The organism is Pseudomonas sp. PA-7-1E, from assembly GCF_021605325.1.
Classification (GTDB): domain Bacteria; phylum Pseudomonadota; class Gammaproteobacteria; order Pseudomonadales; family Pseudomonadaceae; genus Aquipseudomonas; species Aquipseudomonas fluorescens_BV.
In genome coordinates this window covers 1-24364 of the sequence record NZ_WKFA01000015.1, presented here as the reverse complement: position 1 = coordinate 24364, position 24364 = coordinate 1, and the positions used below count along the sequence as shown (strand labels likewise).

Genomic DNA, 24364 nt, shown 5'->3' with positions numbered 1-24364 from the left:
CCAGCATTGCTGCTCATGGATGATCAAGGGGCTTGAAGACAGCCTGCTGCACATCGACTTTTTTCGGGATCAGGCCGTTGGCAAAAAACAGGTCGGCGGTGCGTTGCTGGTTGGCAATGTCGATGGCCGCCAAGGGGCGGATCGGCTCGGGCGAGCGATGTTCGAAGTAGCTTTTGACCACCGCCGGTTGCAGGCCCAGGGTGCCGGCCATCAGCGTGATGCTCGCGTCAGGCTCATCAAGCGACAGCCGCTGCGCCTTGCCAAGCGTCTGGATAATCGTGGCAATGGCCTCTGGGTGCTGCTTGGCAAACGGGTGGTTGACCACGAAGAAACTGCCCGCAGGGTTCAACCCTTGCCCGTCCCGCAGCACGCGTGCCGAGCCGTCGATCACGGCGGCCGAGTAGTACGGGTCCCACACTACCCATGCGTCCACCTTGCCTTGTTCGAACGCGGCGCGGCCGTCGGAAGGCGACAGGTACACCACGTTCACATCCTTCCACTGCAACCCGGCGTGCAGCAGGCTTTTGAGGAACAGGTTGTGTGCACTGGAGCCCTTGAGCAATGCCACGCGCTTGCCCTTGAGTTCGGCCACGTTCTGCACGGTACTGGCCTTGGGCACCAGCACTGCTTCGGCCTTGCCCTCGTTGGGCTCGACGGCAAAATACTGCAAGTCGATCCCGGCTGCCTGGGCGAAGATCGGCGGGATATCGCCAATATTGCCGATGTCCAGGCTGCCGGCGTTGAGCGCTTCGATCAGCGGCGGGCCACCGAGAAATTCGGTCCACTGCACCTGGGTGCCCGGCAGTGCGGCTTCGAAGAGCTTGTGCTCACGGGCGAGCACCATGCTGACCGAGCTTTTCTGGTAGCCGATGCGCAGCGTGGAAGGTTCGGCCGCCGAGGTGGGTTGCGCCAGTACTGCCAATGCCAGCAGCGAACTGCCCAGCAGGTGTCTGATTGCTTTCATAAGTTGCCTCTTGGTGGTTCGATCAGATTCAAAGTGAGCACAGGAAGTGTGGGAGCTGGCTTGCCTGCAATGGCGGCCTGTCATGGCCAGAGGTGTTGGCTGGCTCACCGCTATCGCAGGCAAGCCAGCTCCCACATTTGATCGGGGTGGGATTCAAGTCCGGTAACAGCGCGGGCCATGTAGTCACTGACCGAGCGCTGGGAAATCCCCAGTTCGGCGGCGATCTGGGGGTACGTCAGGCCGTTGACGCGGGACAACAGGAACGTCGTCTTGACCTTGGCCGGCAAGCGGTCGAGCGAGAGATCGATGGCTTGGAGGGCTTCGAGTACCTGCGCCCGGTCCTCGGCGCAGGCTGCATCGTCATCCAGCACAGCGAGGTAGGCACGCTCCAGGTCACGCCGGCGCCACACCTGGTACACCAGGCGCTGGGCAATGGTGGTGAGCAATGCGCGGGGCTGTCGTATCGGCGCTACCTGAGGTGCACTCAAGAGCTGGACAAACGCGTCGACCGCGATGTCTTCGGCGTGGGCACGGGAGTTGAGGTAGCGGTGCAAGCGGCTGCACAGCCAAGGGTAATGAATGCGAAACAATGAGCCCACGTAGTCGCTGTGAGCACTATCGGCGCCGGACATAGTGGCTCCTTCTGAGTAGGTTGCGCGGTATGTCCGGTGTTCCGGTGAAGCAATCCTAGCAAGGCTTCTTATGCTTTAATAATATTTAAAACGCATTTTTATATAACCTTATTGAAGTACCGAATAGCCGATGCTGGCGGCTTTGTGCTGGTAATCCAGCACCACCTGGTAGTCATCTTCGCTGGCAGGAACCACAGCTCGCACACCGAGGGTTTGCGCCACCTGCGGCAGGTCCTGCAACGCCAGGTTCATCGCCTCACGAATCTGCGCTACCTGCGCATCGCTCAAGCCCAGCGCACCTATGTAAGGCAAAGTCGGGCTCGGCGCGCTGCGGGTGATGACGCGCAGGCCCGCGACCTCTTCGGGGGCGAATCGGGCGAGGTAGTCGTAGGTGACGCTGTCGATGGCGGCGAGGTCGGCGTGGCCTTCACGCAGCCAGCGCAAGCTCTCGCGATGGGCACCGCTGATGCCGACGCTGGCGAAGAAACGCCCGTCGCGCTGCAACGGCGCCAGGCAGTCACGCAGCAGGTTCATACCGCTGTTGGAGTCGTGGCCGTTGATCACGCCGCGGCTCTGGTAGAACTGCGCCAGGCGGGTACGCGGGTTGTCAGCGCGAGTTAACAGCAGGCTGCAATGTTCGCCGTGGCTGCTGTGGGCCAACTCGTAACGGGGGCGCCCAATGATGCGCACCTGGCCGCGCAGTTGGGTCATCAGCGGGTAGCCGCAGGTTTGGCTGACGAGCAATTGCGGCGCCAGCCACAGGCCGCGCAAGTCGAGGTGGTCGGCATCAAGACGATGCAGCTTCAAGCGCTCAAGGATGCGCGCCAGCCAGTATTGATTGGCCTGCTGGATGGGCTCGGGCGCAACGTACATGCGCAGGTCGGCGTAGTGCTCACTCATGGTCGCCTCTCAGGCAAACGGGTGCAGGGGACTGTCGATGGCCTTGAGGCCGTGACGGCTGATCAACTGGCCGTAGCCATGCAACAGGAAACCACCGCTGCGCGCCAGCCACTGCTCGCGCCGGGCACGGTACACCCTGGGCAGCAGGTACCACGGCAACTTTGGCAGATCGTGGTGCACCAGGTGCAGATTGTTGTTGAGAAACAGCCAGGCCCAGGGCCAGGATGCTTCGTTGAGCACTGTGCGCTGTTCCGGCCGAGGATGGGGGCGGTGCTCATAGTAGGAACGGATCGAGGCCAGGGACAAGGCTGGCACGCTGACCAGCAGCAGGTAGTGCCACACCGCAAGCGCGCTGTAGTAGGCGATGAAACTCAGCATCAGCACAGTGACGGCGCCGTGGGCCAGCCACATCGGCCATACCTGGGGCAGGCGTTGAAACTCGTGACGTGCCAACCGGCCAATCGCCAACGGCGCAGCCAGCAGGAAGCGGCCAAGCACGGTCTTGGTCAGCCAATGCACGCCACGTTCGAACAGTGAGCTGTTGTTCCATTGCTGCTGATTGAGGTAGCGGCTTTCCGGGTCGATGCCCGGCAGGGTCAGGTCATGGTCGTTATGGTGCAACAGGTGGCTGTCGCGGTACAGCGTGTAGGGATACCACACCGCGAAAGGGGCATAGCCGAGGAGTTTATTCAGCCATAACGAACGGGTCGGGTGGCCGTGGAGCAATTCGTGCTGCACCGATAGCCACAGGGTCAGCAGCGGAATCAGCAGCAACATGCTCAGCCACACGCCCAGCCACCGGCTGCCAAGGATCACCGCAAACCAGCCGGCATACACGCCGATCAACAGCAGCCAGGTCGGCCACTCGGTTCTTGCCACAAAGGTCGTCGCCAGGGCTTCGATTTCCCGGCGGTGGGTCGGATCAAGGTAATTGGCCATCGGCAGCTCAGAGCAGGTGTTTCCTGCTCTGTGCAATGAGGCGGGAAAATCTTGCAGATCGTTTGGTTCTAAGCGTGTAACTCAGTGACCGAACAGGCCTGCTTCGGATTTTTTGGTCTTCTTGTCCGCGCGTTTTTCATCCGCGGTCTTTGCCGGTTTTTTCTTCGCGGCTTTCTTTGAATCCATACCTTTGGCCATGATGCATGCTCCACTAACAGGGGATGTAGCACTGGGTATACCACCTATTGCCCGGCAGAAGGCGCTTATAATCCCCTGCCCTGGATAATGCTTGTCTGAACCCCATGCCCCCAATGCACATCGAACCGCTGGCCGAGCCTCTGTGGCCACTGCTGAACAAGTTTTACCGCAGCCACAATTCATCGATGAAGGCGCTCAAGGGCGGCCGTTTGTGGGTAGTGCGAGATGCCGAGATCGTGGCCGGCTTGTGCTTGAGCCCGGTGATGGGTGGGCAGTGGCTGACGGGGGTGTTTGTGGCGCCGACTTATCGTGGCCAGCAGCTGGCGGCGCGACTGATTGGCGAGGCCGTGGCAGGTTGTGAGGGGACGGTCTGGTTGCTGTGCCATCCGGACCTGGAAGGGTTGTATCAGGGCATGGGGTTCAGCCAGGACACGGTTTTGCCGCAATCGCTGAGTGAGCGGCTGGTGCGTTACAAGCGCAATAAACCGATGATTGCGATGGGGCTCAATGCCCCAAAACACTGATCCAATGTGGGAGCTGGCTTGCCTGCGATGGCGGTGTATCAGCTACAAATAAGGTAGCTGGCCCACCGCTATCGCAGGCAAGCCAGCTCCCACAGTTGAACTGTGGGTTCAGAGGGGCTATTCGTCAGCCGTTGGGTCCAGCTCCGGGAACATCACTTCAATAAAACCGAATTTGCTGAAGTCGGTAATCCGCGATGGGTACAGCCGGCCGATCAAATGGTCGCACTCATGCTGCACCACCCGCGCATGGAAGCCGTCGGCAAAACGTACGATCGGCTCGCCTTTGGGGTCGAATCCTTCGTAGCGGATCTGCTGGTAACGGTTCACGGCGCCGCGCAGGCCGGGCACTGACAGGCAACCTTCATAGCCCTCTTCCTGCAGCGGGCTGAGCGGTGTGATCAGCGGGTTGATCAAGATGGTCTGCGGCACAGGCGGCGCGTCCGGGTAGCGTTCGCTGGCCTCGAAACCGAAGATCACCAGTTGCAGGTCCACGCCAATCTGCGGCGCCGCCAGGCCAACGCCGCCCACGTGCTCCATGGTCTGGAACATATCGTCGATCAGTTGCCACAACTCCGGGCTGTCGAACATTTCCGGCGGCACCGGCGGGGCGATACGCAGCAGGCGCTCGTCGCCCATTTTCAGGATTTCACGGATCATTGTTCAGGCTCGGTCATGGGCTTGGAGTGGTCCCGGCCTAGGCCTGAGACGTGTTGTTTTTCATCGGTGTGGCCCGGCTCGCCTATTTCCTTCTCGCCGGGGTCCTTGCCCTCGGCAGACATATGCTCGATCACCGCGTTCATCTCCGCGCCCAGCAGCAGTACGGCGGCAGAGATGTAGAAATACAGGAGCAAGACAATGATCGCACCGATACTGCCATACATGGCGTTGTAGTCCGCGAAGGTCTTGACGTAGTAGCCAAAGCCCAGGGAGGCGACGATCCATACCACCACGGCCAAGACGGAGCCGGGGGTGATAAAGCGAAATTCCTGCTCGACGTCCGGCATCACGTAGTACATGAGGGCCACGGCGAACATCAGCAAGATCACAATCAGCGGCCAGCGCAGGATGGTCCACAGCGTGACCACGAATTCCTGCATGCCAATCTGCCCGGCCAGCCACTCCATGACTTGCGGGCCCAGCACCATCAGCGCGGCGGCCGCCAGCAGCATGCCGGCGATACCCACGGTGTAGAAAATCGACAGCGGGAAACGCTTCCAGATCGGCCGACCTTCAACCACATCGTAGGCGGCGTTCATGGCGCTCATCATCAGGCGCACGCCCGCAGAGGCCGTCCACAGTGCGATAACGATACCCACCGAGAGCAAGCCGCCCTTGGACTGCTGCAACTGATCGATCACCGGGTTGACCTGTTCCAGCGCCTGGGGAGGCAACACCAGCTCCGATTGCAGGCGCAGCCAACTGAAGAAGTCGGGCAAGTGCAGGAAGCCGATCAGGGCAATGAGGAACAGCAGGAACGGAAACAAAGAGAACAGCATCTGGTAGGCCAGTGCCGAGGCGTAGGTAGGCATCTCGTCATCGACGAATTCCTTGATGGTGCGTACCAGCACCTTGTGCAGCTTGAGACCATCGAGTACTGGAAAAAGCATAGCGTCTCCTTTCGCCGCAAAAGAGGTTGAGTTCGTGGGCGACTCAGGGGCCGTTTTCTACATCAAAGTAGCCCATTTGGCGACTTTGAAACAATTTCTTCGAAAGTTTAGTTGCAGCACCGGATACAAAAACGGCCATCCGTGGATGGCCGTCGGGCTGCTGGGGTCAGCCAGCCAGGACGTGTTACTCAGTGGCTTTTTTCACTGCGTCCTTGGTCTTGCCCACTGCTTGCTGAGCTTCGCCTTTTTTCTCTTGGATCACGCCTTCAGCACGCAGCTTGTCATTGTCTGTGACTTTACCGACGCCTTGCTTGATGTTACCGACAGCTTCGTTCGCCAAGCCCTTTACCTTATCGGAAGTGCTGCTCATGGTATTACTCCTGATAACAATCAAATGGTTTTTGGTCACTACGTAGCGGTTGACCTGAAGCGCAACGGCAGAGTTTCAATTATTTTTGCGCAAGCATTTCATCGAAAGCGGCAGGTTTGGCTTTATGTTTTGCAGCCAACCCACGAGAATGCCCGGCACATTCAGGCTGCAACGCTGAATAACAGATCCCGTAGGAAGGTTATGAAACTCAATAAAGCACAGGCCATTGCCCGCAGAAACCAGGAACTGGGCGGTGCCGTACTCGGCGTCAACAACTGCCACTTCACCGACCTGGACCGCAAACGCAACATCTGGTGGTTCGACCTGCCGGTGGGGCGTATTGCCGTGGGCCAGTACGAGTGGATCCACTTGTTGATGCACAACGCCGACACCGACCAGTTGCTGCACCTGAAGGTGCCGACCGTGTTCCTGCGTGAAAAACTCGAAGGGCTGGTGGTACGCAATGCGGGCAAGCGCAAGCCGGAGATTACCCTGGAGCTAAGCGCGGATAAGGACTCGTTCTTGAAGGACGTACGCCCCGCCGGTGCGGGTGTGAGCTTCGCGCAGTTCGCGTTGTAAGCCCGGTAACCCTGTGGGAGCGGGCTTGCCCGCGATGGCAGTGAGTCAGGCGATACAGCAATGGCTGCTGTAGCGCTATCGCAGGCAAGCCAGCTCCCACGGGGGTAAGTGTTTCGCCAGCGCCCTCATAAAAAACCCCGCATCGGCGGGGTTTTTTATGGGTTACTTTTTAAGACCGAGTTTCTTCAGTTCTTCATCACGCAATTCACGCCGCAGGATCTTGCCCACGTTGGTGGTCGGCAGCGCATCACGGAACTCCACGGCCTTGGGCACTTTGTAGCCGGTGACGTTGGCGCGCATGTGCTCCATCACCTGGTCCTTGGTCAGGGTAGCCCCTGGCTTGACCACGATGAACAACTTGATGTGCTCGCCGGATTTTTCATCCGGTACGCCGATAGCCGCACACTGCAGCACACCCGGCAGGCCCGCCAGCACGTCTTCCAGCTCGTTGGGGTAGACGTTGAAGCCGGAGACCAGAATCATGTCCTTCTTGCGGTCGACGATACGCATGTAGCCGTCTGGCTGGATGATCGCGATGTCGCCGGTCTTCAGCCAACCCTCGCTGTCAAGCATCTCGTCGGTAGCTTCCTGGCGCTGCCAGTAGCCCTTCATCACTTGCGGACCTTTCACGCACAACTCGCCAGTTTCGCCCAGTGCAAGCTCGGTACCGTCGTCGGCGATGACTTTACACGCGGTGGAAGGCACCGGAATGCCGATGGTGCCGATCTGGATGTGCTGGATCGGGTTGACCGTGGCCACCGGGCTGGTTTCGGTCATGCCGTAGCCTTCGCAGATCGCGCAGCCGGTCACGGCCTTCCAACGCTCCGCCGCCGCCAGCTGCAACGCCATGCCGCCCGATAGGGTGACCTTCAGCGCAGAGAAGTCCAGCTTGCGGAAACCTTCGTTGTTGCACAGTGCCACGAACAGGGTGTTGAGGCCGACGAAGCCGCTGAACTTCCACTTCGACAGTTCCTTGACCATCGCCGGCAGGTCGCGCGGGTTGCTGATCAGGATGTTGTGGTTGCCGATCAGCATCATCGCCATGCAATGAAAGGTGAAGGCATAGATGTGGTAGAGCGGTAGCGGCGTGATCAGGATCTCGCAGCCTTCATTGAGGTTGGAGCCCATCAGCGCCTTGCATTGCAGCATGTTGGCGACGAGGTTGCGGTGGGTCAGCATCGCGCCCTTGGCCACGCCGGTGGTACCGCCGGTGTATTGCAACACGGCCACATCGCCGCTGGCCGGGCTGGCATCGTTGACCGGCTGGCCATGGCCCTTGGCGAGTACGTCGTTGAACTTGATGGCCTGGGGCAGATGATAGGCCGGGACCATTTTCTTTACGTATTTGATCACGCTGTTGATCAGCACGCGCTTGAACGGCGAGAGCAGGTCGGCAACTTCGGTGACGATCACGTGCTTGACGGCGGTCTTGGGCACGACTTTTTCAGCCAGGTGCGCCATGTTGGCCAGGCAAACCAGGGCCTTGGCCCCCGAATCATTGAATTGGTGTTCCATCTCCCGCGCGGTATACAGCGGGTTGGTGTTGACCACGATCAGGCCGGCGCGGATCGCACCGAATACAGCGACGGGGTATTGCAGAACGTTGGGCAGTTGCACGGCGATTCGATCGCCAGGCTTCAAATCGGTATGCTGTTGCAGATACGCGGCGAATGCGCCGGACAATTCGTACAGTTCACCGTAGGTGATTGTCTTGCCCAGGTTGCTGAAAGCCGGTTTGTTGGCGAAGCGCTGGCAGGACTGCTTCAGTACCGCCTGAATATTCGGATACTCGTCTGGATTGATCTGTGCAGCAATCCCGGCGGGGTACTTATCCTTCCAAAAGTCTTCATTCATGGAAGCCCACTCCTCAGCGACGCGAATTCATCATCGCATTTGATGCGATTATTATTGGTGTATGTTTTTAGGTGAGTCTGGCGCTTTCAAGCAGGCCTAGAAGTCACAAAGCGCGCCGAGAGTAGCAGCTTTGCCAAGGGCCGCCTAGAGCCAAAAGAGGCCCCTACAGTCATAAACATGACTCAAGAACATCCAATGGTCACTTTTAGAGCAAAAATTCTATAACTCCAGAAATGGCTCTAGAACAGGCTCTCACGGGCGAAAAATACAGTGTGGGAGCTGACTTGCCTGCGATAGCGATGGATCAGTCAATTCAACAGGCGACTGAAACACTGCTATCGCGGGCAAACCAGCTCCCACATTTTTTTACCCTATTTCAATTCAAGCGATGTCGCGCAGCTCCCGGCGCAGAATTTTCCCCACCGGCGTCATCGGCAACGACTCTCTCAACACAATATGCTTGGGCACCTTGTACCCCGTGAAGTTGGCCTTGCAGTACGCCTTCAGTTCCTCGAGGCTCACCCCCTGGGCCCGTGCCACCACGAACAGCTTCACCGCCTCCCCCGTGCGCTCGTCCGGTACGCCGATCACGGCGCAGTTGGCCACGGCCGGGTGGGCCATGATCACGTCTTCGATTTCGTTGGGGTACACGTTGAAACCCGAGACGATGATCAAATCCTTCTTGCGATCCACAATACTGATGTAGCCATCGGTGTCGATCACCGCAATGTCACCGGTCTTCAACCAGCCATCGGCGTCCAGGGTTTCGGCGGTGGCGGCCGGTTGCTGCCAGTAGCCCTTCATCACTTGTGGGCCCTGGATGCACAGTTCGCCGCGCTCGCCCAACGGCAGTTCTTGCCCCAGGTCATCCACGACCTTCATCGCCGTACCCGGCACCGGGATGCCCACGGTACCCAGGCGTGACAGGCCGCCGTAGGGGTTGGTACTGGCCACTGGCGAGGTTTCGGTGAGGCCGTAGCCTTCGCCGATGGCGCAGCCGGTCACCGCTTTCCAGCGTTCCGCCGTGGCCTTGACCAGGGCGGTGCCGCCGGAGTTGGTAATCTTCAGGTGGGAGAAATCCAGGGTCTTGAAATCCGGGTGGTCCATCAGCGCCACAAACAGTGTGTTGAGCCCCAACAGGCCGGAGAACTGCCACTGTTTGAGCTCCTTGATAAACCCGCCGATGTCCCGTGGGTTGGTGATCAGCACGTTGTGATTACCGGAGACCATCATGCACATGCAATTGGCCGTGAATGCATAGATGTGGTACAGCGGCAGCGGTGCAATCATCACCTCCTGCCCTTCCTTGATCAGCGGATGGCCGTCGTCGCCCAGTTGCGACATGCACGCCCGCACTTGCTGCATGTTCGCCACCAGGTTGCCGTGAGTGAGCATCGCGCCCTTGGCCAGCCCAGTGGTGCCGCCGGTGTATTGCAGCACGGCGACGTCGTCCAGGGTCACCGGATGGCGCGTCACCCCAAGGCCCGCGCCCATGCGCAGGGCGCGCTTGAACGAAACCGCCCGCGGCAGGTGATAGGCCGGGACCATCTTCTTCACCTTGTCGACCACGGTGTTGACCAGCCAGCCTTTGGCGGCGGGCATGAAATCGCCCATCCTGGCTTCTATCAGGTAGTCGATCTCCGTGTCGGTGCACACCTCCTGCACACGTGAACCGAACAGGTTGAGGTAGACCAGCGCCCGCACACCGGCATCCTTGAACTGATGGCGCATCTCGCGCGGCGTATAAAGCGGGTTGGTGTTGACCACGATCAGCCCGGCGCGCAGTGCGCCGAACACCGCAACCGGGTAATGCAGCACGTTGGGCAGCTGCACCGCGATGCGCTCGCCGGGCTTGAGGTCGGTGTGCTGCTGCAGGTAACCGGCAAACGCCGCACTCTGGCGCTCAAGCTCGGCGTAGGTGAGGGTAATGCCCATGCTGCTGAATGCCGGACGGTCGGCAAAGGTCTTGCAGGAACGCTCGAAGACCTCGATCACCGACGTGTAGGTGCTGAGGTCGATGGCATTGGGGACTCCCGCCGCGCGTTTGTCATTCCAGAAATCAGGTTGCATTATTCTTGTCCTCTTTACCTGAGTGTGTCCGGCCGCTGCCATGCAGATGTGCAGCAATAAGAAGCGGAGCTTTGGGGAAGTTAGCAGCTATGGCCAAACAGGCAAGACGCTGAACTGTGTCATTGATTGTATGAATCTTGTACCTAAGGCGTAGGCAGATACCCCGCCCCACGCCGGATGAGCTATACAATGCAACCACCCTGAGCAAAGGAAGCCGCCATGAACCACAGCACCTTCTGGCTGACCGCGAACGACCACACCCGTCTGTACGTCAACCAATGGATGCCCGACGGCCCGCCCAGGGCCGTGGTGATGATTTCCCATGGCATGGCCGAGCACGGCGGTCGCTATGCGCGCCTGGCGCAAGCGTTGTGTGGCGCAGGGTATGGCGTATATGCGCTGGACCAGCGTGGGCATGGCCGTACCGCCGAGGCCGGCACCGTTGGGCTATATGCTGAAACGGATGGCTGGAACAAAGTCGTGGGCGATCTGGCCAGCCTTAATCAGCACATCGGCCAACAGCATCCCGGGCTGCCGATCATCTTGCTGGGCCACAGCATGGGCAGCTATATCTCCCAGGCATACTTGCTGCATCACAGCGCCAGCTTGCATGGCGCAATACTCAGCGGCTCGAATTTCCAGCCGGTGGCCCTCTACCGTGCAGCGCAAATCATTGCGCGCATCGAACGTGCACGCCAAGGCATGCGAGGGCGCAGTGCGTTGATCGACTTCTTGTCGTTCGGCTCATTCAACAAAGCCTTCAAACCCAATCGCACCGCGTTTGACTGGCTCAGCCGCGACCCGGTTGAAGTGGACAACTACATCAACGACCCACTCTGTGGCTTTCGTTGCACCAATCAACTGTGGATCGACCTGTTGGGCGGCTTGCAGCAGATCAGCAAAGTCTCCAACCTGGCGCAGATTGATCCCGGCCTGCCGATCCTGGTGATGGGCGGCGATCGTGATCCGGTGAGTGAAGGCAAGCGTCTCAAGCACCTGGCCCACGCCCTGCGTGAGGCCGGTTGCCAAGACGTGCAATTGACGCTTTACCCGCAGGCGCGCCATGAAGTATTCAACGAAACCAACCGTGATGAAGTCACCGCCGACCTGCTGACCTGGCTCGACCAGGCGCTGGCGTTGCGCAGGCCCACCCGCTGCGAATAGTTTTTGCTTTAAAATCAGCCGATTAATTACCGTTAAGCCACAGGATGCACGTTGAGATGACCCAGGTAACCAACACCCCGTACGAAGCGCTTGAAGTGGGCCAGACTGCCAGCTTCAGCAAAACCGTCGAAGAGCGCGATATCCAGCTGTTCGCCGCCATGTCGGGTGACCACAACCCGGTGCACCTGGACGCTGAATACGCCAAGGCGACCATGTTCAAGGAGCGGATTGCCCACGGCATGTTCAGCGGCGCGCTGATCAGCGCGGCAGTGGCCTGCGAGCTGCCTGGGCCGGGCACGATCTATATCGGCCAGCAAATGACCTTCCAGAAACCGGTGAAGATCGGCGACACCTTGACCGTGCGCTTGGAAATCCTCGAGAAACTGCCGAAGTTTCGCGTGCGCATTGCCACTCGGGTGTTCAACCAGCGTGATGAGTTGGTAGTCGATGGCGAGGCGGAGATTCTGGCGCCGCGCAAACAGCAAGTCGTGACCCTGACCGAGCTGCCGCCAATCAGCATCGGCTGATCTACATTCCAGCCTTTGCATAAAAAAATGTGAGCGGGCTCGCCCGCGAATGCGGTGTATCAGCCAATACAACAGTGACTGATCCACCGCTTTCGCGAGCAAGCCCGCTCCCACACTAGGTCCAGCGTAGGTCTTACCTCAGGTCTTACGACTGAGCGCGAGCCTGGTTACGCAGGGCTTTTACCTGGTCGTGGTTGCGCTGTACACCGTGGTACTGACGCTCAACCAAGTCACGAATGCCCACCAGGTTGTGCTTGTTGATCTTCTCGATCGCTTCCTTGTAAGCCTTCAGTGCGTGGTCTTCACCGCGCTCGGCTTCGTTCAATACGGCCTCTTCGTCCTTGCCGGTGACCATCGACTTCACGTCGACCCAGCCACGGTGCAGGGCGCCGGCAACACTACCGGACTTCTCTGGATCGCCGCCCAGGGCACGCACAGCAGTTTTCAGTTCTTCGGCAGCGGTACCGCAATCAACAGCACGCTTGGCAAACAATGCCTTGAGTTCCGGATGCTTGATGTCTTCAGCGCATTCCTTGAAACCCTTTTGGCCGTCGATGCTGGTCTCGATCAGGTCGTTCAGTACGGAGATCGATTCTTTGTTGATATCAGTCATTTTTCAATTCCTTGTACGGGTTAGAAGGTTGCCTTGGTTATTGCAGCGCCCGTGCCAGGTTTATAAAAATTATTTTTATGTTTATTTTCAATAACTTACGAATTATTGAACCATCTGTATGTTGGTTATTTGCATGATCTGTCATTTGGCCTTCATGCAGAATGCCTGTATTTTCGAAAGCCTGGCCTCAACCCTACGACGCTCATGAATCCCGAAAAACTCGAACTGCTGATCACCCGCCAAATGCCCTTTGGCAAATACAAAGGCCGGATCATTGCCGACCTGCCTGGGCCCTACCTGAATTGGTTCGCCCGTGAAGGTTTCCCCCACGGGGAACTGGGCGGTTTGCTGGCCTTGATGCAGGAAATCGACCACAACGGCCTGTCCGAATTGCTTGAACCACTGCGCGCCAAACATGGCAGACCCGCCCCCCGCCACTAAGAGACTCACCATGCCAAGGAATGCCGATAACGACCCGCACTGGCAGGCCATCGCCCAACGCTATGAATACGAGCCCGGTCCGATCAACCTGGAAAACGGCTACTTCGGGCGCATGAGCCGGGCGGTGCAGGCCCAGTACCTTGAGCACATCAGCTTTATCAACCGCAGCAACTCTGTGCATGTGCGCCAGCGTTTTGAGCAGGGCGAAAACAACGAGATACGCCGCCAGTTGGCCGGGTTGATTGATGTCGACCCCGAATCGGTCGCTTTCACCCGTAACGCCACCGAAGCCTTGCAGTCGCTGATCCGTAACTACAACCGCCTGCAACCGGGCGACCAGGTGCTGATCAGCGACCTGGAGTACGACACGGTCAAAGGCGCCATGCGCTGGCTGACAGCGATTCGCGGCGTGGAAGTGATAGAGGTGGCCCACACCCACCCGGCCAGTTTCGACAGCCTGGTGCAGACTTATCACGATGCGTTTGTGCAGTACCCGCGTCTGAAATTAATGGCCTTGACCCATGTGACCCACCGTACGGGCCTGGTCATGCCGGTTGCGGACATTGCCAAGGCCGCGCGCGAACGTGCAATCGACGTGATCCTCGACGGCGCGCACGCCTTGGGCCAGATCGACTTCAACCTGGCCGAACTGGGCATTCAGTTCGCAGGCTTCAACCTGCACAAATGGATCGGCGCGCCGCTGACCCTGGGCTTTTTGTATATCGCACCAGAGCGCCTGGCCGATATCGACCCGGATATGGGCGAGTTTCACTACCCAGCCACCGATGTGCGAGCGCGTACGTCCTACAGCACGCCGAACTTTCCGGCGCTGATGACATTGCCCCTGGTATTTGAAGAGCATCGACAGTTGGGTGGCGCGGCGGCCAAGGGCGCACGCGTCAATTACCTGCGCAACCTGTGGGTAAACCAGGTACGGCCGTTGCCGGGAATTGAAGTGCTGACCTCGGATGACCCGCGACTGTATTGCGGGATCACAGCCTTCAAGTTCATCGGGCGTAATCAGCAGGCGATGGCGGACAGGTTGCTCAAGGAGCACGGCCTGTTCACCACTACGCGCACGGGGGCAGCGTTTGGCACCTGTATCCGGGTGACGCCGGGGCTGGTGACGTCGGCGGCGGACATCAATGCGCTAGTCCATGCGATCACCAAACTAAACACCGTTTAAAACTGTGGGAGCTGGCTTGCCTGCGATAACGGTGTATCAGCCAAAGATGGGCTAACTGATAAATGGCTATCGCAGGCAAGCCAGCCCCCACCTTCAGAGCGGCGATGTGCTTGAGGTTTTTTACAGGCAAAAAAAAGCGGCACACCGACCAAGTGCGCCGCAAAAATGCCGTTAAGCACAGCAACAACGATTCGATAAATCAGTTCAGTCCAGCAGCGCCAGCGCCTGGGCAGTGACTTCCTGGATACGCGCCCAGTCGCCGTTCTTGACCCACTCCGGATCCAGCATCCAACTGCCGCCCACGCACATCACGTTTTTCAACGCCATGTAGCTCTTGATGTTGGCCGGGCCAACACCGCCAGTCGGGCAGAATTTGACTTCGCCGAACGGGCCGCCGAGAGCCTTGATGGCAGCAACACCACCGCTGACTTCAGCCGGGAACAGCTTGAAGCGGCGATAACCCAGGCCGTAGCCTTCCATGATGCCGGAGGCATTGCTGATGCCCGGCAGCAGCGGGATCGGGCTGTGCACCGAGGCTTCCAGCAAGTCACGGGTGATGCCGGGGGTGACGATAAATTGCGAGCCTGCCACTTCTGCCGCTTCGAGCATGTGACGATCGAGCACGGTACCGGCACCAGTGCACAGTTCAGGACGTTGCTCGCGCAAGACCTGAATGGCCTTGAGGCCGAACTCGGAACGCAGGGTCACCTCCAGCGCGGTCAAACCGCCAGCGGCCAGGGCGTCGGCCAGCGGCAGGATGTCCTGCTCGCGGGCGATGGTGATCACCGGCAGGATCCGCGCCTTGGCGCAGAGGCTGTCGATCAAGGCAACTTTATCCGCCATGGACACGGTCGGTTGAGGGCTTTTCATAGCGGCTGATCCTTGGCTCATGGGCACCAGTAAATCTCTAGAGTAGGTTGCAAAAACGCGCGAATCGGCATGGCAGCAACATCGTCGCTGGCCAGGGCGGCGCTCAAGGTAGTCAATTTCGAACTGCCGGAAATCGACAGCACGGTGTAGCTGGCCGTGGCCAGCAGCGCACGACTCATGGTCAGGCGCTGGTGCGGCACAGTGGGCGCCAGCATCGGCCAGCAACGGCGGGTACCGTCGGCCTTAAGCGCTTCGCTCAGGTTAGGGCTGTTGGGGAACAGCGATGCGGTGTGGCCGTCATCGCCCATGCCCAGCACCAGCACATCAATGGCTGGCAACTCGCCCAGCAGGCGATCGGCCTGCTCGGCAGCGTCTTCAAGATTGGCAGCGGGGCTGTACAGGCTCAAGAACTTCGCCTTGGCCGCCGGACCTTGCAGCAAGTGTTGCTTCAACAGGCCAGCATTGCTGTCGGCATGTTCGACCGGCACCCAGCGTTCATCGGCAAGGGTGATGGTGACCTTGGACCAGTCCAGGCCCTGCTTGGCCAGGTTCTGGAAAAACGCCACGGGGCTGCGGCCACCGGACACCACCAACGTCGCCTCGCCACGGGCACTGATGGCCGAGCGCAGTTGTTCAGCCACGTCATTGGCCAGGCCATCGGCCAGCAGCGCAGGCGTACGGTACTCATGGGCAGTGACGCCCTGAGGCAGTTTCAATTCAGATATCGCCATACCACGACCTCCCATCCCGCGTGATCAGTGCAATGGAGCTCATCGGCCCCCAGGACCCCGCCGCATACGGCTTGGGCGCATCACCGGATTTTTTCCACCCGGCGATCAACTGGTCACACCACTTCCACGCGGCTTCGATTTCATCTTTGCGAACAAACAGGTTCTGATTGCCGCGCATCACTTCCAGCAACAATCGCTCGTAGGCATCGGGGATGCGTGCGCTGCGATAGGTGTCGGAAAAATTCAATTGCAGTGGTCCGCTGCGCAGTTGCATGCCTTTGTCCAGGCCCTGCTCCTTGGTCATCACACGCAGGGAAATACCTTCGTCCGGCTGCAGGCGGATGATCAGCTTGTTGCTGATTTGCAGGCGCTGCTCCGGGGCGAAGATGTAGTGGGACGGTTCCTTGAAGTGAATGACGATCTGCGACAGTTTTTGCGGCATACGCTTGCCGGTACGCAGGTAGAACGGCACGCCGGCCCAGCGCCAGTTACGGATATCGGCACGCAGGGCAACGAACGTCTCGGTGTCGCTCTGGGTATTGGAGTTGTCTTCTTCCAGGTAACCCGGCACGGCTTTACCAGCGCTGTAGCCGGCGATGTACTGGCCACGGACTACCTGAGTGGTCAGGCCCTCGGGGCTGATCGGCGCCAGGGCCTTGAGCACCTTGACCTTCTCGTCGCGGATGCTGTCGGCGGACAGGTCGGCAGGCGGGTCCATGGCAATCAGGCAAAGCAGTTGCAACAAGTGATTCTGGATCATGTCGCGCAGCTGGCCAGCCTTGTCGAAGTAACCCCAACGGCCTTCGATGCCAACCTGCTCGGCCACGGTGATTTCCACGTGGGAGATGTAGTTCTGATTCCACTGGGTTTCGAACAGGCTGTTGGCGAAACGCAGGGCGATCAGGTTCTGTACCGTCTCTTTGCCCAGGTAGTGGTCGATGCGATAGGTGCGGTTTTCCGGAAAGAACTGCGCCACGGCGTCGTTGACCTTGCGCGACGACTCCAGGTCCGAACCGATGGGTTTTTCCAGCACTACGCGGGTATTTTCCGCCAGGCCGACCTTGGACAGGTTTTCGCAGATCGCGCCGTATACCGCCGCCGGGGTAGCGAAGTAGGCAATCAGGCGTTGCTCGCTGCCGGCTTTTTCGGCCAGGGCGACGTAGTCGTCGGCCTTCATGAAGTCGACATGCACATAAGCCAGGCGTGCGAGGAAACGCTGGGCCACGGCTTCGTCGAGCTCTTTGCCGACGTATTTACGCAATTCTTTTTCGATATGGGCCAGGTGTTGCTGCTCGGAGCCGGCTTCACGGGCCAGGGCCAGGATGCGTGTGTCGTCGTGCAGCAACCCGGCGCCATCGAGTTGATAAAGGGCAGGAAATAACTTGCGCAGCGCCAGATCACCCAAGGCGCCAAACAGGGCAAAGGTGCAGGGTTCCACGGTTATCGAAGGCATGATGTTTGTTCTTTTATCAAGTTAAGCTACAAATACCTTTTTTCAAGGCATCACTCAAGGAAAAATGTAGTAATAACCACAACATTTTCCCGAAATACGCATTGCGAGTGGTGGTGTTCAGCTACCCTCAGTAGGATAGGCCACCGCGAAAAGCCACTCATCGATTGGTTACCGCCTTTTTATTTGCATCGTCGCCCGAAGGAAAGACTGAATGGACCGCGTGCGAAATCTTCTGGAACAGATCCGGAGCCGCCTCGAAGAATTGAACAAGGCCGAGCGCAAAGTCGCTGAAGTGATCCTGCTCAACCCGCAGCAGGCCACACGCTTCTCGATCGCCGCCCTCGCCCAGGCCGCCTCGGTCAGTGAACCGACGGTCAACCGCTTCTGCCGTTCATTCGGTGTCAGCGGTTACCCTGAACTCAAATTGCAGTTGGCGCAAAGCCTGGCCAGTGGCGCCGCGTATGTCAGCCGCGCCGTGGAGGCCGATGATAACCCCGAGGCCTACACCCAGAAGATCTTTGGCAGCGCCATTGCCTCTTTGGACAGTGCGTGCCAGGCCCTGGACCCGGCGCTGATCAGCAAGGCCGTGGACTTGTTGATCCAGGCGCGGCAAATCCACTTCTTTGGCCTCGGCGCTTCGGCCCCCGTCGCCATGGACGCGTTGCACAAGTTCTTCCGCTTCAACCTGGCGGTGACCGCCCATGCCGACGTGCTGATGCAACGCATGATCGCCTCGGTGGCGCACACCGGTGAGTTGTTCGTGATCATTTCCTACACCGGCCGTACCCGCGAGCTGGTGGAAGTGGCGCGTATCGCTCGGGAAAACGGTGCGTCAGTGCTGGGCGTGACCGCCGAAAACTCGCCGCTGGCCAAGGCCAGTACGGTGAGCCTGAACATCCCGTTGCCGGAAGATACCGATATCTATATGCCGATGACCTCGCGGATCATTCAATTGACGGTGCTGGATGTGTTGGCGACCGGCATGACGTTGCGCCGTGGCGTAGATTTTCAGCCGCATTTGCGGAAAATCAAAGAGAGCTTGAATGACAGCCGATATCCGGTGGGGGATGAATTCAACTAAATCCGTGTCAACTGATCGTTCCCACGCTCCGCGTGGGAATGCCTCACTGGACGCTCTGCGTCTGCCTTTAGCGTCGTGACGCGGAGCGTCATAGGCTGCATTCCCACGCGGAGCGTGGGAACGATCATGAATGCAACTAGCAGGCAGCTCTTCCAGCAGTACCTGCGATAGCGCCATCAGCCACACCGCTAAACCCCTGCCCTGGCCTGTAAACTCAAGTGGGCCCTCTCCCCCGGCGCCAGGCTCGCCGCCGCCATCGCCGCCTCTACGCACACAAACCCCGACGCTTCGTTAAAGCTCACGCCCAACAGCGGCCGGCTCCCCGGGTGCCACACCACCGTGTCGGCGCTGTCGCCGGTGTCGATGCACAGTTCACGCTGCCAGGCGTGGTCCTTGAGCTGCAATTCGCCCTCATGCTGGAACACCCGCTGGCATCCGCCATCGACCCGCAATTCACCTTCCTGCTGGCAAACCTGGCGATTGAGCTGGTCGTAACCTTGTGCTCCTTCGAGCCCAGACAGCGCTACCTCATCGACGTGACCAATACGCCAGTAAGCGTGCAATGCATGACTCAACTGGCACGGCAGCTCGTCGTGATGCTCGGTGCTCAGGCGCAGTTCCAGGGTGTCACCCAGGTGCGCGTGCAAGTCCACCTGCCAGTCGCACAGTTGCAATTGCCAGAGCAGGCGCACGCCGTCGTCATCGGTGCTGCTGTCGAGCAGTTTCCAGTCGATCAAGCGGGCCCATCCGTGGGACGGCCAGGCATTTTCGCTGGGGTGGCGGCCATACCACGGCCAGCACACCGGTACGCCACCACGGATAGCCCCGACTTGCGGCCATTTGGCGGCACACCACAGCCACGGCTTCTGGCCCGTAGGTTGAAAGTGCAGCAATTGCGCGCCCTGGCGACTGAACACCGCCTGGCACAGGGGGTGGTCGATCACCAACACATCGCGCATCTGAAAGCGCTCCCAGGCGAACACCGGACGCTCGCGCAGGGATTTGAAAAAGCGTTGCAGCGGTTGCTCGTGCATGTGCCCAGGTCCCGAATATCACAGTGCCACGCAAAAAAAAGCGGATAGCCATGGCTGGCTACCCGCAAATGCGCACAGAGAGAGGAGCTTATCGCAACAGCGTTAGAACGTAGACTGAATTTTCAGGCCCGCTACCAGCGCGTTGTCGACTTTATCCACGCCGCCAGGCTGGACAACGTACTGCAGGTTCGGACGCACAGTCAGCCAGTTGGTGACGTGGAAACCGTAGTTGAGTTCGACGTTGTACTCAGTCTCACGAATCGGCGTGTACAGCGGATTGTCGTAGTCGCTCACACCATTGGCGGCGTTGAGCAATTGAGAGTTCTTCTTCACGTCATCGTTGACATGCAGGCGAGCGACGCCAATGCCGACGTCATCTTTTGGACGCGCGTCGAATGGGCCTTTGTACACGAGCATCAACGACTGGTAGTTGTCGACCAGGTTGGTTTCCTTGTCATGGAAGGTCGCGTTGGCTGCAATGTTCAGGCCACGGGAAGCGTCGCCGTTATGGGTGGTGAGTTGCTGTTGCGCAACGAACCAGTAGCCTTTCTTGCTGCTGCGGGTACGGAAGTCGGCGCCGCTGAGGACCGCATCGTTACCGTTGACGTCTTCACGTACATCCGGAGCATCGGCCGCACTTTTATAGAAACCCACACGGTATTCGCCCGGCAGGTTATTAACCTTCGGCGACCAGACCAATTCCACCGGAATCACGGTGCCCTTGGTACCACTGCCGCTGAGTTTGAAGCCGTTGCCGTGCTCCAACTGCGACGGGTTCTGGTTGTAGGCACCGATTTGCGCATACAGCTCAGGCGTGATGTTGTATTTCACGCGGATAGCGGCCTGGGCGACCGGCCAGTTGTACCAGGTATTGACGTAGTTACCGACCTGCGAGCCGCAGAACGACAGGTTCTGGAAGTCGCAAGGGAAGGTGTTGAAGTCTTCGCCTTCACCGAAGTAACCGAGCTTCACGTCCAGCTTGTTGTCGAACATCTGGTGCTGAATCCAGAACTGGGTCAGACGCACCATGTGGCCACGGCCATACACTTCTTGCGAGGAACTCAAGGTGCCGGCACGCGGGTCGCCAATGCGGTCATTGGAGATGTTCTGGCCATTACGATTGGTCAACTGGATCTTGGCCTGGGTGTTATCCCAGCCCCACAGTTTTTGCAGGTCCAGCGCCACGCCCAGACCGAACTGGTCGGAGTAACGACCGGTCTTGTCGTCGTTGTAGCCGCCGTGGGCGTTGTAGCCCATCTCGCCCACGTAGTCGGCCTTGATGTCGATACCTTGCTCGATCAGCTTGGTACGCTCGCCGCCCCAATCGCCGGTCATCCACTTGGAATCGGCGCTGAATGCATCGGCCGCCATCGCATTGGCGGACAATACAAGGGCTGCTGCCGCTGACAGTTGGCAGATCAGCCGGGTGTTGTTGTGTTGCTTTTTCATCCCTACATCCTCGTCTTTATTGTTATTAAACTGTTTTTATCTAACGCGGGTTACATTTTTTAACTAAAACAATCACTTATCTTGCTCAACGCCCCTTGAACTGGGTCACATTGTCGGCATGCCCCTGTGCCGGCAATGAAGCCACTGCGCCCAACCGCTCACCGGTCTTGGCGTCAAACAGCAATACCTTGGCCGGGTCGAACTGCAAGGTCAGTGTCTCGCCCACTTGCGGTGCCACGTCCGGCGCCAAACGGCAGCAGACCTTGGTGTCATTGAGCTGCACAAACACCAGGGTGTCCGGGCCGGTAGGCTCGGTCACCTGCACTTCGGCGCGAATGCTCGACGAGCCGTTGCCCTCGCCCGCTGCCAGCACGATCTGCTCCGGGCGCAGGCCTAGGATCACATCGCGGTCTTCCAACCCGGCGTCATTCACGCCCAGCGGCAACTCGCAACGGGCCTGGCCGCTGTCGAGCAGCGCGACCAGACCACCGTTCTGTCGTTTTAGACGCATGGGAACGAAGTTCATCGGTGGTGAACCGATAAAGCTTGCCACAAACAGGTTGGCAGGGTCGTTGTAAATTTCCTTCGGGGTGCCGAATTGCTGAATGATGCCGTCCTTCATCACCGCCACTTTGTCGCCCAGGGTCATCGCTTCGATCTGGTCGTGGGTCACGTAGACGGTGGTGGTTTTCAGACGCTGGTGCATCAGCTTCATTTCGGTACGCATCTCGACCCGCAGCTTGGCGTCGAGGTTGGACAGCGGTTCGTCGAACAGGTAGATCTTCGGCCGACGCGCCAGGGCACGGCCCATGGCCACGCGCTGTTGCTGGCCACCGGACAACTGGCCCGGCTTGCGGTTGAGCAGGTGTTCGATCTGCAGCAACTTGGCCACGCGCGCCACTTCGGCGTCGATGTCGGCTTGCGGCATCTTGCGGATCTTGAGGCCGAACTCGATGTTCTCGCGCACGCTCATGGTCGGGTACAGCGCGTAGGACTGGAACACCATGGCGATGTCACGGTCCTTGGGGCTCATGCCGCTCACGTCTTGATCACCGATCATGATCGCGCCGCCGGTGATGGTCTCAAGGCCGGCGATGCAGTTCATCAGCGTGGATTTACCACAGCCCGACGGGCCGACCAGGATGAGGAACTCGCCTTCCTTGATCGACAGTTCAATGTTCTTCAAGGTGTCGGGCAGGCCGGCGCCATAGGTCTTGTTTACATTGCGAAGTTCAAGCGTAGCCATGATTACCCCTTGACCGCGCCGGCCGTGAGGCCGCGCACGAAATACTTGCCTGCGATCACATAGACCAGCAGGGTCGGCAGCCCGGCGATCATCGCCGCCGCCATATCCACGTTATATTCCTTGGCCCCGGTACTGGTGTTGACCAGGTTGTTCAGCGCCACCGTGATGGGCTGGGAATCGCCGCTGGAGAACACCACACCGAACAGGAAGTCGTTCCAGATCTGGGTGAACTGCCAGATCAGGCAGACCATGATGATCGGCGTCGACATCGGCAGGATGATCCGGCGGAAGATGGTGAAAAAACCCGCTCCGTCCAGGCGTGCTGCCTTGATCAACGCATCCGGGATGCTCACGTAATAGTTACGGAAAAACAGCGTGGTGAACGCCAGGCCGTAGACCACGTGGATAAACACCAGGCCGGTGGTGGTGCTGGCCAGGCCCATCTTGCCGAGGGTGAACGACGCGGGCAGCAGCACAGTCTGGAACGGCAGGAAGCAGCCGAACAGCAGCAGGCCGAAGAACAGCTGCGAACCGCGGAAGCGCCAGAACGACAGCACGTAGCCGTTCAAGGCGCCAATGGCGGTAGAGATGAGCACAGCAGGAACGGTGATCTTGATCGAGTTCCAGAAGTAGCCATCCACGGTGGCCCAGGCCTTGACCCAGCCGATGCCGCTGACCACGGTGGGCCAGCTCAGCAGGTTACCGGTGCTGATGTCTTCCGGGGTCTTGAAGCTGGTGAGCAGCATCACCACCAGCGGCACCAGGTACAGCAGCACCGCCAGGATCAGCACCGCGTAGATCGCGATGCGGCTCAGGCTGATGGCAGGTTTGGTGGCGAGACTAGTCATTGCGCTTGGTCCTCAGCTCGGAATACAGGTACGGCACAATGATCGCGAGGATCGCACCGAGCATCAGGATTGCACTGGCCGAACCCATGCCCATCTGGCCGCGACTGAAGGTGAACGAGTACATGAACATAGCCGGCAGGTCGGACGAGTAGCCCGGGCCGCCTGCGGTCATTGCCGCCACCAGGTCGAAGCTCTTGATCGCAATGTGCGCCAGGATCATCACCGCACTGAAGAACACCGGACGCAGGCTGGGCAGCACCACGCTCCAGTAGATACGCGGCAGGCTCGCGCCGTCGATCTGCGCAGCGCGGATGATCGACTGATCAACACCGCGCAGGCCGGCGAGGAACATCGCCATGATAAAGCCCGAGGCTTGCCACACAGCGGCAATCACCAAGCAGTAGACCACGCGGTCCGGGTCGATCAGCCAATCGAGACGGAAGCCTTCCCAGCCCCAGTCCCGCAGGAGTTTGTCCAGGCCCATGCCCGGGTTGAGCAGCCATTTCCAGGCGGTACCGGTGACGATCATGGAGAGCGCCATCGGGTACAGGTAAATGGTGCGGATAAAGCCTTCGCGGCGGATTTTCTGGTCGAGGAAGATCGCCAGCAGCACGCCGATCACCAGGGTGATACCGATGAACATGCCGCCGAACACGGCCAGGTTCTTGCTCGCCACCCACCAGCGGTCGTTATCGAACAGCCGCTGATACTGCGCCAGGCCCGCCCATTTGTAGCTGGGCAGGAAGGTCGAGGTGGTGAACGACAGCACGAACGTCCACAGGATGTAGCCATAAAAGCCCACCAGCACGATGAACATGCTCGGCGCCAGCACCAGTTTAGGGAGCCAGCGCTGCAGCACATCGAATGGCGAGGCCTTGCTGAACACAGCAACAGAACTCATGGGAAAATCCAGTACAGGGAAAAAGGACTACAGCCTGCAGGAACCCGCCTTTGTGGCGAGGGAGCTTGCTCCCGCTCGACTGCGTAGCAGTCGCAAGCTGTGCGGGCGCTCTTCGCCCCCCCCCGCGGCCGCACCCCCCCCCCACCTCGCCCGCTGCCCCCGTCCAGGGTGTCGTTTTCGACT

General features: G+C 59.4%; 25 protein-coding genes. 7 read left to right on the top strand and 18 right to left on the bottom strand.

What is annotated here, in order from left to right:
• Positions 1-13: 13 nt before the first annotated feature.
• From GIW79_RS12445 to GIW79_RS12430, 4 genes are all read right to left on the bottom strand, one after another.
• Positions 14-964 carry an aliphatic sulfonate ABC transporter substrate-binding protein gene (locus tag GIW79_RS12445; RefSeq protein ID WP_054918256.1) on the bottom strand — a complete coding sequence of 317 codons (951 nt, stop codon included), beginning with the start codon at positions 962-964 and terminating at the stop codon, positions 14-16.
• A gap of 110 nt (positions 965-1074) precedes the next feature.
• Positions 1075-1596 (bottom strand): sigma-70 family RNA polymerase sigma factor, encoded by a 522-nt coding sequence (locus GIW79_RS12440; protein WP_034128509.1) that lies wholly within the window; start codon positions 1594-1596, stop codon positions 1075-1077.
• 108 nt (positions 1597-1704) lie between these two features.
• Positions 1705-2496 carry a phosphate/phosphite/phosphonate ABC transporter substrate-binding protein gene (locus GIW79_RS12435; RefSeq protein WP_072448471.1) on the bottom strand — a complete coding sequence of 264 codons (792 nt, stop codon included), beginning with the start codon at positions 2494-2496 and terminating at the stop codon, positions 1705-1707.
• 9 nt (positions 2497-2505) lie between these two features.
• Complete coding sequence (locus GIW79_RS12430; protein ID WP_072448470.1) at positions 2506-3435, bottom strand: fatty acid desaturase; 930 nt, start codon at positions 3433-3435, stop codon at positions 2506-2508.
• A 302-nt stretch (positions 3436-3737) separates the two neighbouring features.
• Here GIW79_RS12430 and GIW79_RS12425 point away from each other — a divergent pair, with 302 nt between their 5' ends.
• On the top strand, positions 3738-4157 hold the full coding sequence (locus tag GIW79_RS12425) for a GNAT family N-acetyltransferase (RefSeq protein ID WP_054896707.1): 420 nt from the start codon (positions 3738-3740) through the stop codon (positions 4155-4157).
• Between the two features lie 117 nt (positions 4158-4274).
• On the opposite strand, the gene def is transcribed toward GIW79_RS12425, so the two are convergent.
• The 3 genes from def to GIW79_RS12410 all read right to left on the bottom strand — a co-directional run bounded on the left by def (position 4275) and on the right by GIW79_RS12410 (position 6134).
• On the bottom strand, positions 4275-4814 hold the full coding sequence (gene def, locus GIW79_RS12420; RefSeq protein WP_034128513.1) for a peptide deformylase: 540 nt from the start codon (positions 4812-4814) through the stop codon (positions 4275-4277).
• Positions 4811-5764, bottom strand: a complete 954-nt coding sequence (locus GIW79_RS12415) for a YihY/virulence factor BrkB family protein (RefSeq protein WP_032895581.1) — start codon at positions 5762-5764, stop codon at positions 4811-4813. Before GIW79_RS12415 ends, def begins: the two co-directional genes overlap by 4 nt.
• 184 nt (positions 5765-5948) lie before the next feature.
• Positions 5949-6134: a CsbD family protein gene (locus GIW79_RS12410; RefSeq protein ID WP_003193737.1), complete on the bottom strand. Its 186-nt coding sequence runs from the start codon at positions 6132-6134 to the stop codon at positions 5949-5951.
• A 201-nt stretch (positions 6135-6335) separates the two neighbouring features.
• Between GIW79_RS12410 and GIW79_RS12405 the strand changes: the two genes are divergently transcribed.
• Positions 6336-6713, top strand: a complete 378-nt coding sequence (locus tag GIW79_RS12405; protein ID WP_003193739.1) for a hypothetical protein — start codon at positions 6336-6338, stop codon at positions 6711-6713.
• A 162-nt stretch (positions 6714-6875) separates the two neighbouring features.
• Here the strand turns inward: GIW79_RS12405 and fadD1 are convergent, their stop codons facing one another.
• On the bottom strand, positions 6876-8567 hold the full coding sequence (gene fadD1, locus GIW79_RS12400; protein WP_034128515.1) for a long-chain-fatty-acid--CoA ligase FadD1: 1692 nt from the start codon (positions 8565-8567) through the stop codon (positions 6876-6878).
• 381 nt (positions 8568-8948) lie between these two features.
• Positions 8949-10637 carry a long-chain-fatty-acid--CoA ligase FadD2 gene (fadD2, locus tag GIW79_RS12395; protein ID WP_034128516.1) on the bottom strand — a complete coding sequence of 563 codons (1689 nt, stop codon included), beginning with the start codon at positions 10635-10637 and terminating at the stop codon, positions 8949-8951.
• 219 nt (positions 10638-10856) lie between these two features.
• Between fadD2 and GIW79_RS12390 the strand changes: the two genes are divergently transcribed.
• Both GIW79_RS12390 and GIW79_RS12385 read left to right on the top strand, forming a co-directional pair.
• A complete protein-coding gene (locus GIW79_RS12390) occupies positions 10857-11801 on the top strand; it encodes an alpha/beta hydrolase (RefSeq protein WP_054918239.1) in 945 nt (314 codons plus the stop codon).
• A 56-nt stretch (positions 11802-11857) separates the two neighbouring features.
• Entirely contained in the window at positions 11858-12328 is a 471-nt protein-coding gene (locus GIW79_RS12385) for a MaoC family dehydratase (RefSeq protein WP_003193747.1), read from the top strand.
• A 145-nt stretch (positions 12329-12473) separates the two neighbouring features.
• On the opposite strand, the gene GIW79_RS12380 is transcribed toward GIW79_RS12385, so the two are convergent.
• A complete protein-coding gene (locus GIW79_RS12380; protein WP_034128518.1) occupies positions 12474-12941 on the bottom strand; it encodes a ferritin-like domain-containing protein in 468 nt (155 codons plus the stop codon).
• Positions 12942-13145: 204 nt separating this feature from the next.
• On the opposite strand from GIW79_RS12380, the gene GIW79_RS12375 reads away from it, so the two are divergent.
• Both GIW79_RS12375 and GIW79_RS12370 read left to right on the top strand, forming a co-directional pair.
• Positions 13146-13382, top strand: a complete 237-nt coding sequence (locus GIW79_RS12375; RefSeq protein WP_003193750.1) for a DUF3820 family protein — start codon at positions 13146-13148, stop codon at positions 13380-13382.
• Between the two features lie 10 nt (positions 13383-13392).
• On the top strand, positions 13393-14568 hold the full coding sequence (locus GIW79_RS12370; RefSeq protein WP_072448469.1) for an aminotransferase class V-fold PLP-dependent enzyme: 1176 nt from the start codon (positions 13393-13395) through the stop codon (positions 14566-14568).
• A 204-nt stretch (positions 14569-14772) separates the two neighbouring features.
• Here GIW79_RS12370 and GIW79_RS12365 read toward each other — a convergent pair whose 3' ends face one another.
• The 3 genes from GIW79_RS12365 to zwf are packed head-to-tail and all read right to left on the bottom strand — an operon-like array spanning position 14773 to position 17622.
• A complete protein-coding gene (locus tag GIW79_RS12365) occupies positions 14773-15438 on the bottom strand; it encodes a bifunctional 4-hydroxy-2-oxoglutarate aldolase/2-dehydro-3-deoxy-phosphogluconate aldolase (protein ID WP_026067364.1) in 666 nt (221 codons plus the stop codon).
• 17 nt (positions 15439-15455) lie between these two features.
• Positions 15456-16169, bottom strand: coding sequence for a 6-phosphogluconolactonase (gene pgl, locus GIW79_RS12360; protein ID WP_034128520.1), 714 nt, complete (start codon positions 16167-16169; stop codon positions 15456-15458).
• A complete protein-coding gene (gene zwf, locus GIW79_RS12355; RefSeq protein ID WP_034128521.1) occupies positions 16156-17622 on the bottom strand; it encodes a glucose-6-phosphate dehydrogenase in 1467 nt (488 codons plus the stop codon). The genes pgl and zwf overlap by 14 nt, the downstream gene beginning before the upstream one ends.
• Before the next feature lie 220 nt (positions 17623-17842).
• Between zwf and GIW79_RS12350 the strand changes: the two genes are divergently transcribed.
• The gene (locus tag GIW79_RS12350) at positions 17843-18703 is read left to right on the top strand and encodes a MurR/RpiR family transcriptional regulator (protein ID WP_236455026.1); all 861 of its coding nucleotides are present in this window, start codon (positions 17843-17845) and stop codon (positions 18701-18703) included.
• 188 nt (positions 18704-18891) lie between these two features.
• Here the strand turns inward: GIW79_RS12350 and GIW79_RS12345 are convergent, their stop codons facing one another.
• The 5 genes from GIW79_RS12345 to GIW79_RS12325 form a co-directional block, all read right to left on the bottom strand.
• Positions 18892-19737: a D-hexose-6-phosphate mutarotase gene (locus GIW79_RS12345; RefSeq protein ID WP_054918237.1), complete on the bottom strand. Its 846-nt coding sequence runs from the start codon at positions 19735-19737 to the stop codon at positions 18892-18894.
• Positions 19738-19839: 102 nt separating this feature from the next.
• Positions 19840-21186 (bottom strand): carbohydrate porin, encoded by a 1347-nt coding sequence (locus tag GIW79_RS12340; RefSeq protein ID WP_054918236.1) that lies wholly within the window; start codon positions 21184-21186, stop codon positions 19840-19842.
• An 85-nt stretch (positions 21187-21271) separates the two neighbouring features.
• Positions 21272-22432 (bottom strand): ABC transporter ATP-binding protein, encoded by a 1161-nt coding sequence (locus GIW79_RS12335; RefSeq protein WP_054918234.1) that lies wholly within the window; start codon positions 22430-22432, stop codon positions 21272-21274.
• A 2-nt stretch (positions 22433-22434) separates the two neighbouring features.
• A complete protein-coding gene (locus GIW79_RS12330; RefSeq protein ID WP_034128525.1) occupies positions 22435-23280 on the bottom strand; it encodes a carbohydrate ABC transporter permease in 846 nt (281 codons plus the stop codon).
• The gene (locus GIW79_RS12325) at positions 23273-24181 is read right to left on the bottom strand and encodes a carbohydrate ABC transporter permease (RefSeq protein ID WP_003193765.1); all 909 of its coding nucleotides are present in this window, start codon (positions 24179-24181) and stop codon (positions 23273-23275) included. The genes GIW79_RS12330 and GIW79_RS12325 overlap by 8 nt, the downstream gene beginning before the upstream one ends.
• Positions 24182-24364: the final 183 nt, after the last annotated feature.

Excerpts from the sequence above, each read along its gene's own strand:
- GIW79_RS12445 (WP_054918256.1), bottom strand. The coding sequence starts at position 964 with ATGAAAGCAATCAGACACCTGCTGGGCAGTTCGCTGCTGGCATTGGCA.
- GIW79_RS12440 (WP_034128509.1), bottom strand. The coding sequence starts at position 1,596 with ATGTCCGGCGCCGATAGTGCTCACAGCGACTACGTGGGCTCATTGTTT.
- GIW79_RS12435 (WP_072448471.1), bottom strand. The coding sequence starts at position 2,496 with ATGAGTGAGCACTACGCCGACCTGCGCATGTACGTTGCGCCCGAGCCC.
- GIW79_RS12430 (WP_072448470.1), bottom strand. The coding sequence starts at position 3,435 with ATGGCCAATTACCTTGATCCGACCCACCGCCGGGAAATCGAAGCCCTG.
- GIW79_RS12425 (WP_054896707.1), top strand. The coding sequence starts at position 3,738 with ATGCCCCCAATGCACATCGAACCGCTGGCCGAGCCTCTGTGGCCACTG.
- def (WP_034128513.1), bottom strand. The coding sequence starts at position 4,814 with ATGATCCGTGAAATCCTGAAAATGGGCGACGAGCGCCTGCTGCGTATC.
- GIW79_RS12415 (WP_032895581.1), bottom strand. The coding sequence starts at position 5,764 with ATGCTTTTTCCAGTACTCGATGGTCTCAAGCTGCACAAGGTGCTGGTA.
- GIW79_RS12410 (WP_003193737.1), bottom strand. The coding sequence starts at position 6,134 with ATGAGCAGCACTTCCGATAAGGTAAAGGGCTTGGCGAACGAAGCTGTC.
- GIW79_RS12405 (WP_003193739.1), top strand. The coding sequence starts at position 6,336 with ATGAAACTCAATAAAGCACAGGCCATTGCCCGCAGAAACCAGGAACTG.
- fadD1 (WP_034128515.1), bottom strand. The coding sequence starts at position 8,567 with ATGAATGAAGACTTTTGGAAGGATAAGTACCCCGCCGGGATTGCTGCA.
- fadD2 (WP_034128516.1), bottom strand. The coding sequence starts at position 10,637 with ATGCAACCTGATTTCTGGAATGACAAACGCGCGGCGGGAGTCCCCAAT.
- GIW79_RS12390 (WP_054918239.1), top strand. The coding sequence starts at position 10,857 with ATGAACCACAGCACCTTCTGGCTGACCGCGAACGACCACACCCGTCTG.
- GIW79_RS12385 (WP_003193747.1), top strand. The coding sequence starts at position 11,858 with ATGACCCAGGTAACCAACACCCCGTACGAAGCGCTTGAAGTGGGCCAG.
- GIW79_RS12380 (WP_034128518.1), bottom strand. The coding sequence starts at position 12,941 with ATGACTGATATCAACAAAGAATCGATCTCCGTACTGAACGACCTGATC.
- GIW79_RS12375 (WP_003193750.1), top strand. The coding sequence starts at position 13,146 with ATGAATCCCGAAAAACTCGAACTGCTGATCACCCGCCAAATGCCCTTT.
- GIW79_RS12370 (WP_072448469.1), top strand. The coding sequence starts at position 13,393 with ATGCCAAGGAATGCCGATAACGACCCGCACTGGCAGGCCATCGCCCAA.
- GIW79_RS12365 (WP_026067364.1), bottom strand. The coding sequence starts at position 15,438 with ATGAAAAGCCCTCAACCGACCGTGTCCATGGCGGATAAAGTTGCCTTG.
- pgl (WP_034128520.1), bottom strand. The coding sequence starts at position 16,169 with ATGGCGATATCTGAATTGAAACTGCCTCAGGGCGTCACTGCCCATGAG.
- zwf (WP_034128521.1), bottom strand. The coding sequence starts at position 17,622 with ATGCCTTCGATAACCGTGGAACCCTGCACCTTTGCCCTGTTTGGCGCC.
- GIW79_RS12345 (WP_054918237.1), bottom strand. The coding sequence starts at position 19,737 with ATGCACGAGCAACCGCTGCAACGCTTTTTCAAATCCCTGCGCGAGCGT.
- GIW79_RS12340 (WP_054918236.1), bottom strand. The coding sequence starts at position 21,186 with ATGAAAAAGCAACACAACAACACCCGGCTGATCTGCCAACTGTCAGCG.
- GIW79_RS12335 (WP_054918234.1), bottom strand. The coding sequence starts at position 22,432 with ATGGCTACGCTTGAACTTCGCAATGTAAACAAGACCTATGGCGCCGGC.
- GIW79_RS12330 (WP_034128525.1), bottom strand. The coding sequence starts at position 23,280 with ATGACTAGTCTCGCCACCAAACCTGCCATCAGCCTGAGCCGCATCGCG.
- GIW79_RS12325 (WP_003193765.1), bottom strand. The coding sequence starts at position 24,181 with ATGAGTTCTGTTGCTGTGTTCAGCAAGGCCTCGCCATTCGATGTGCTG.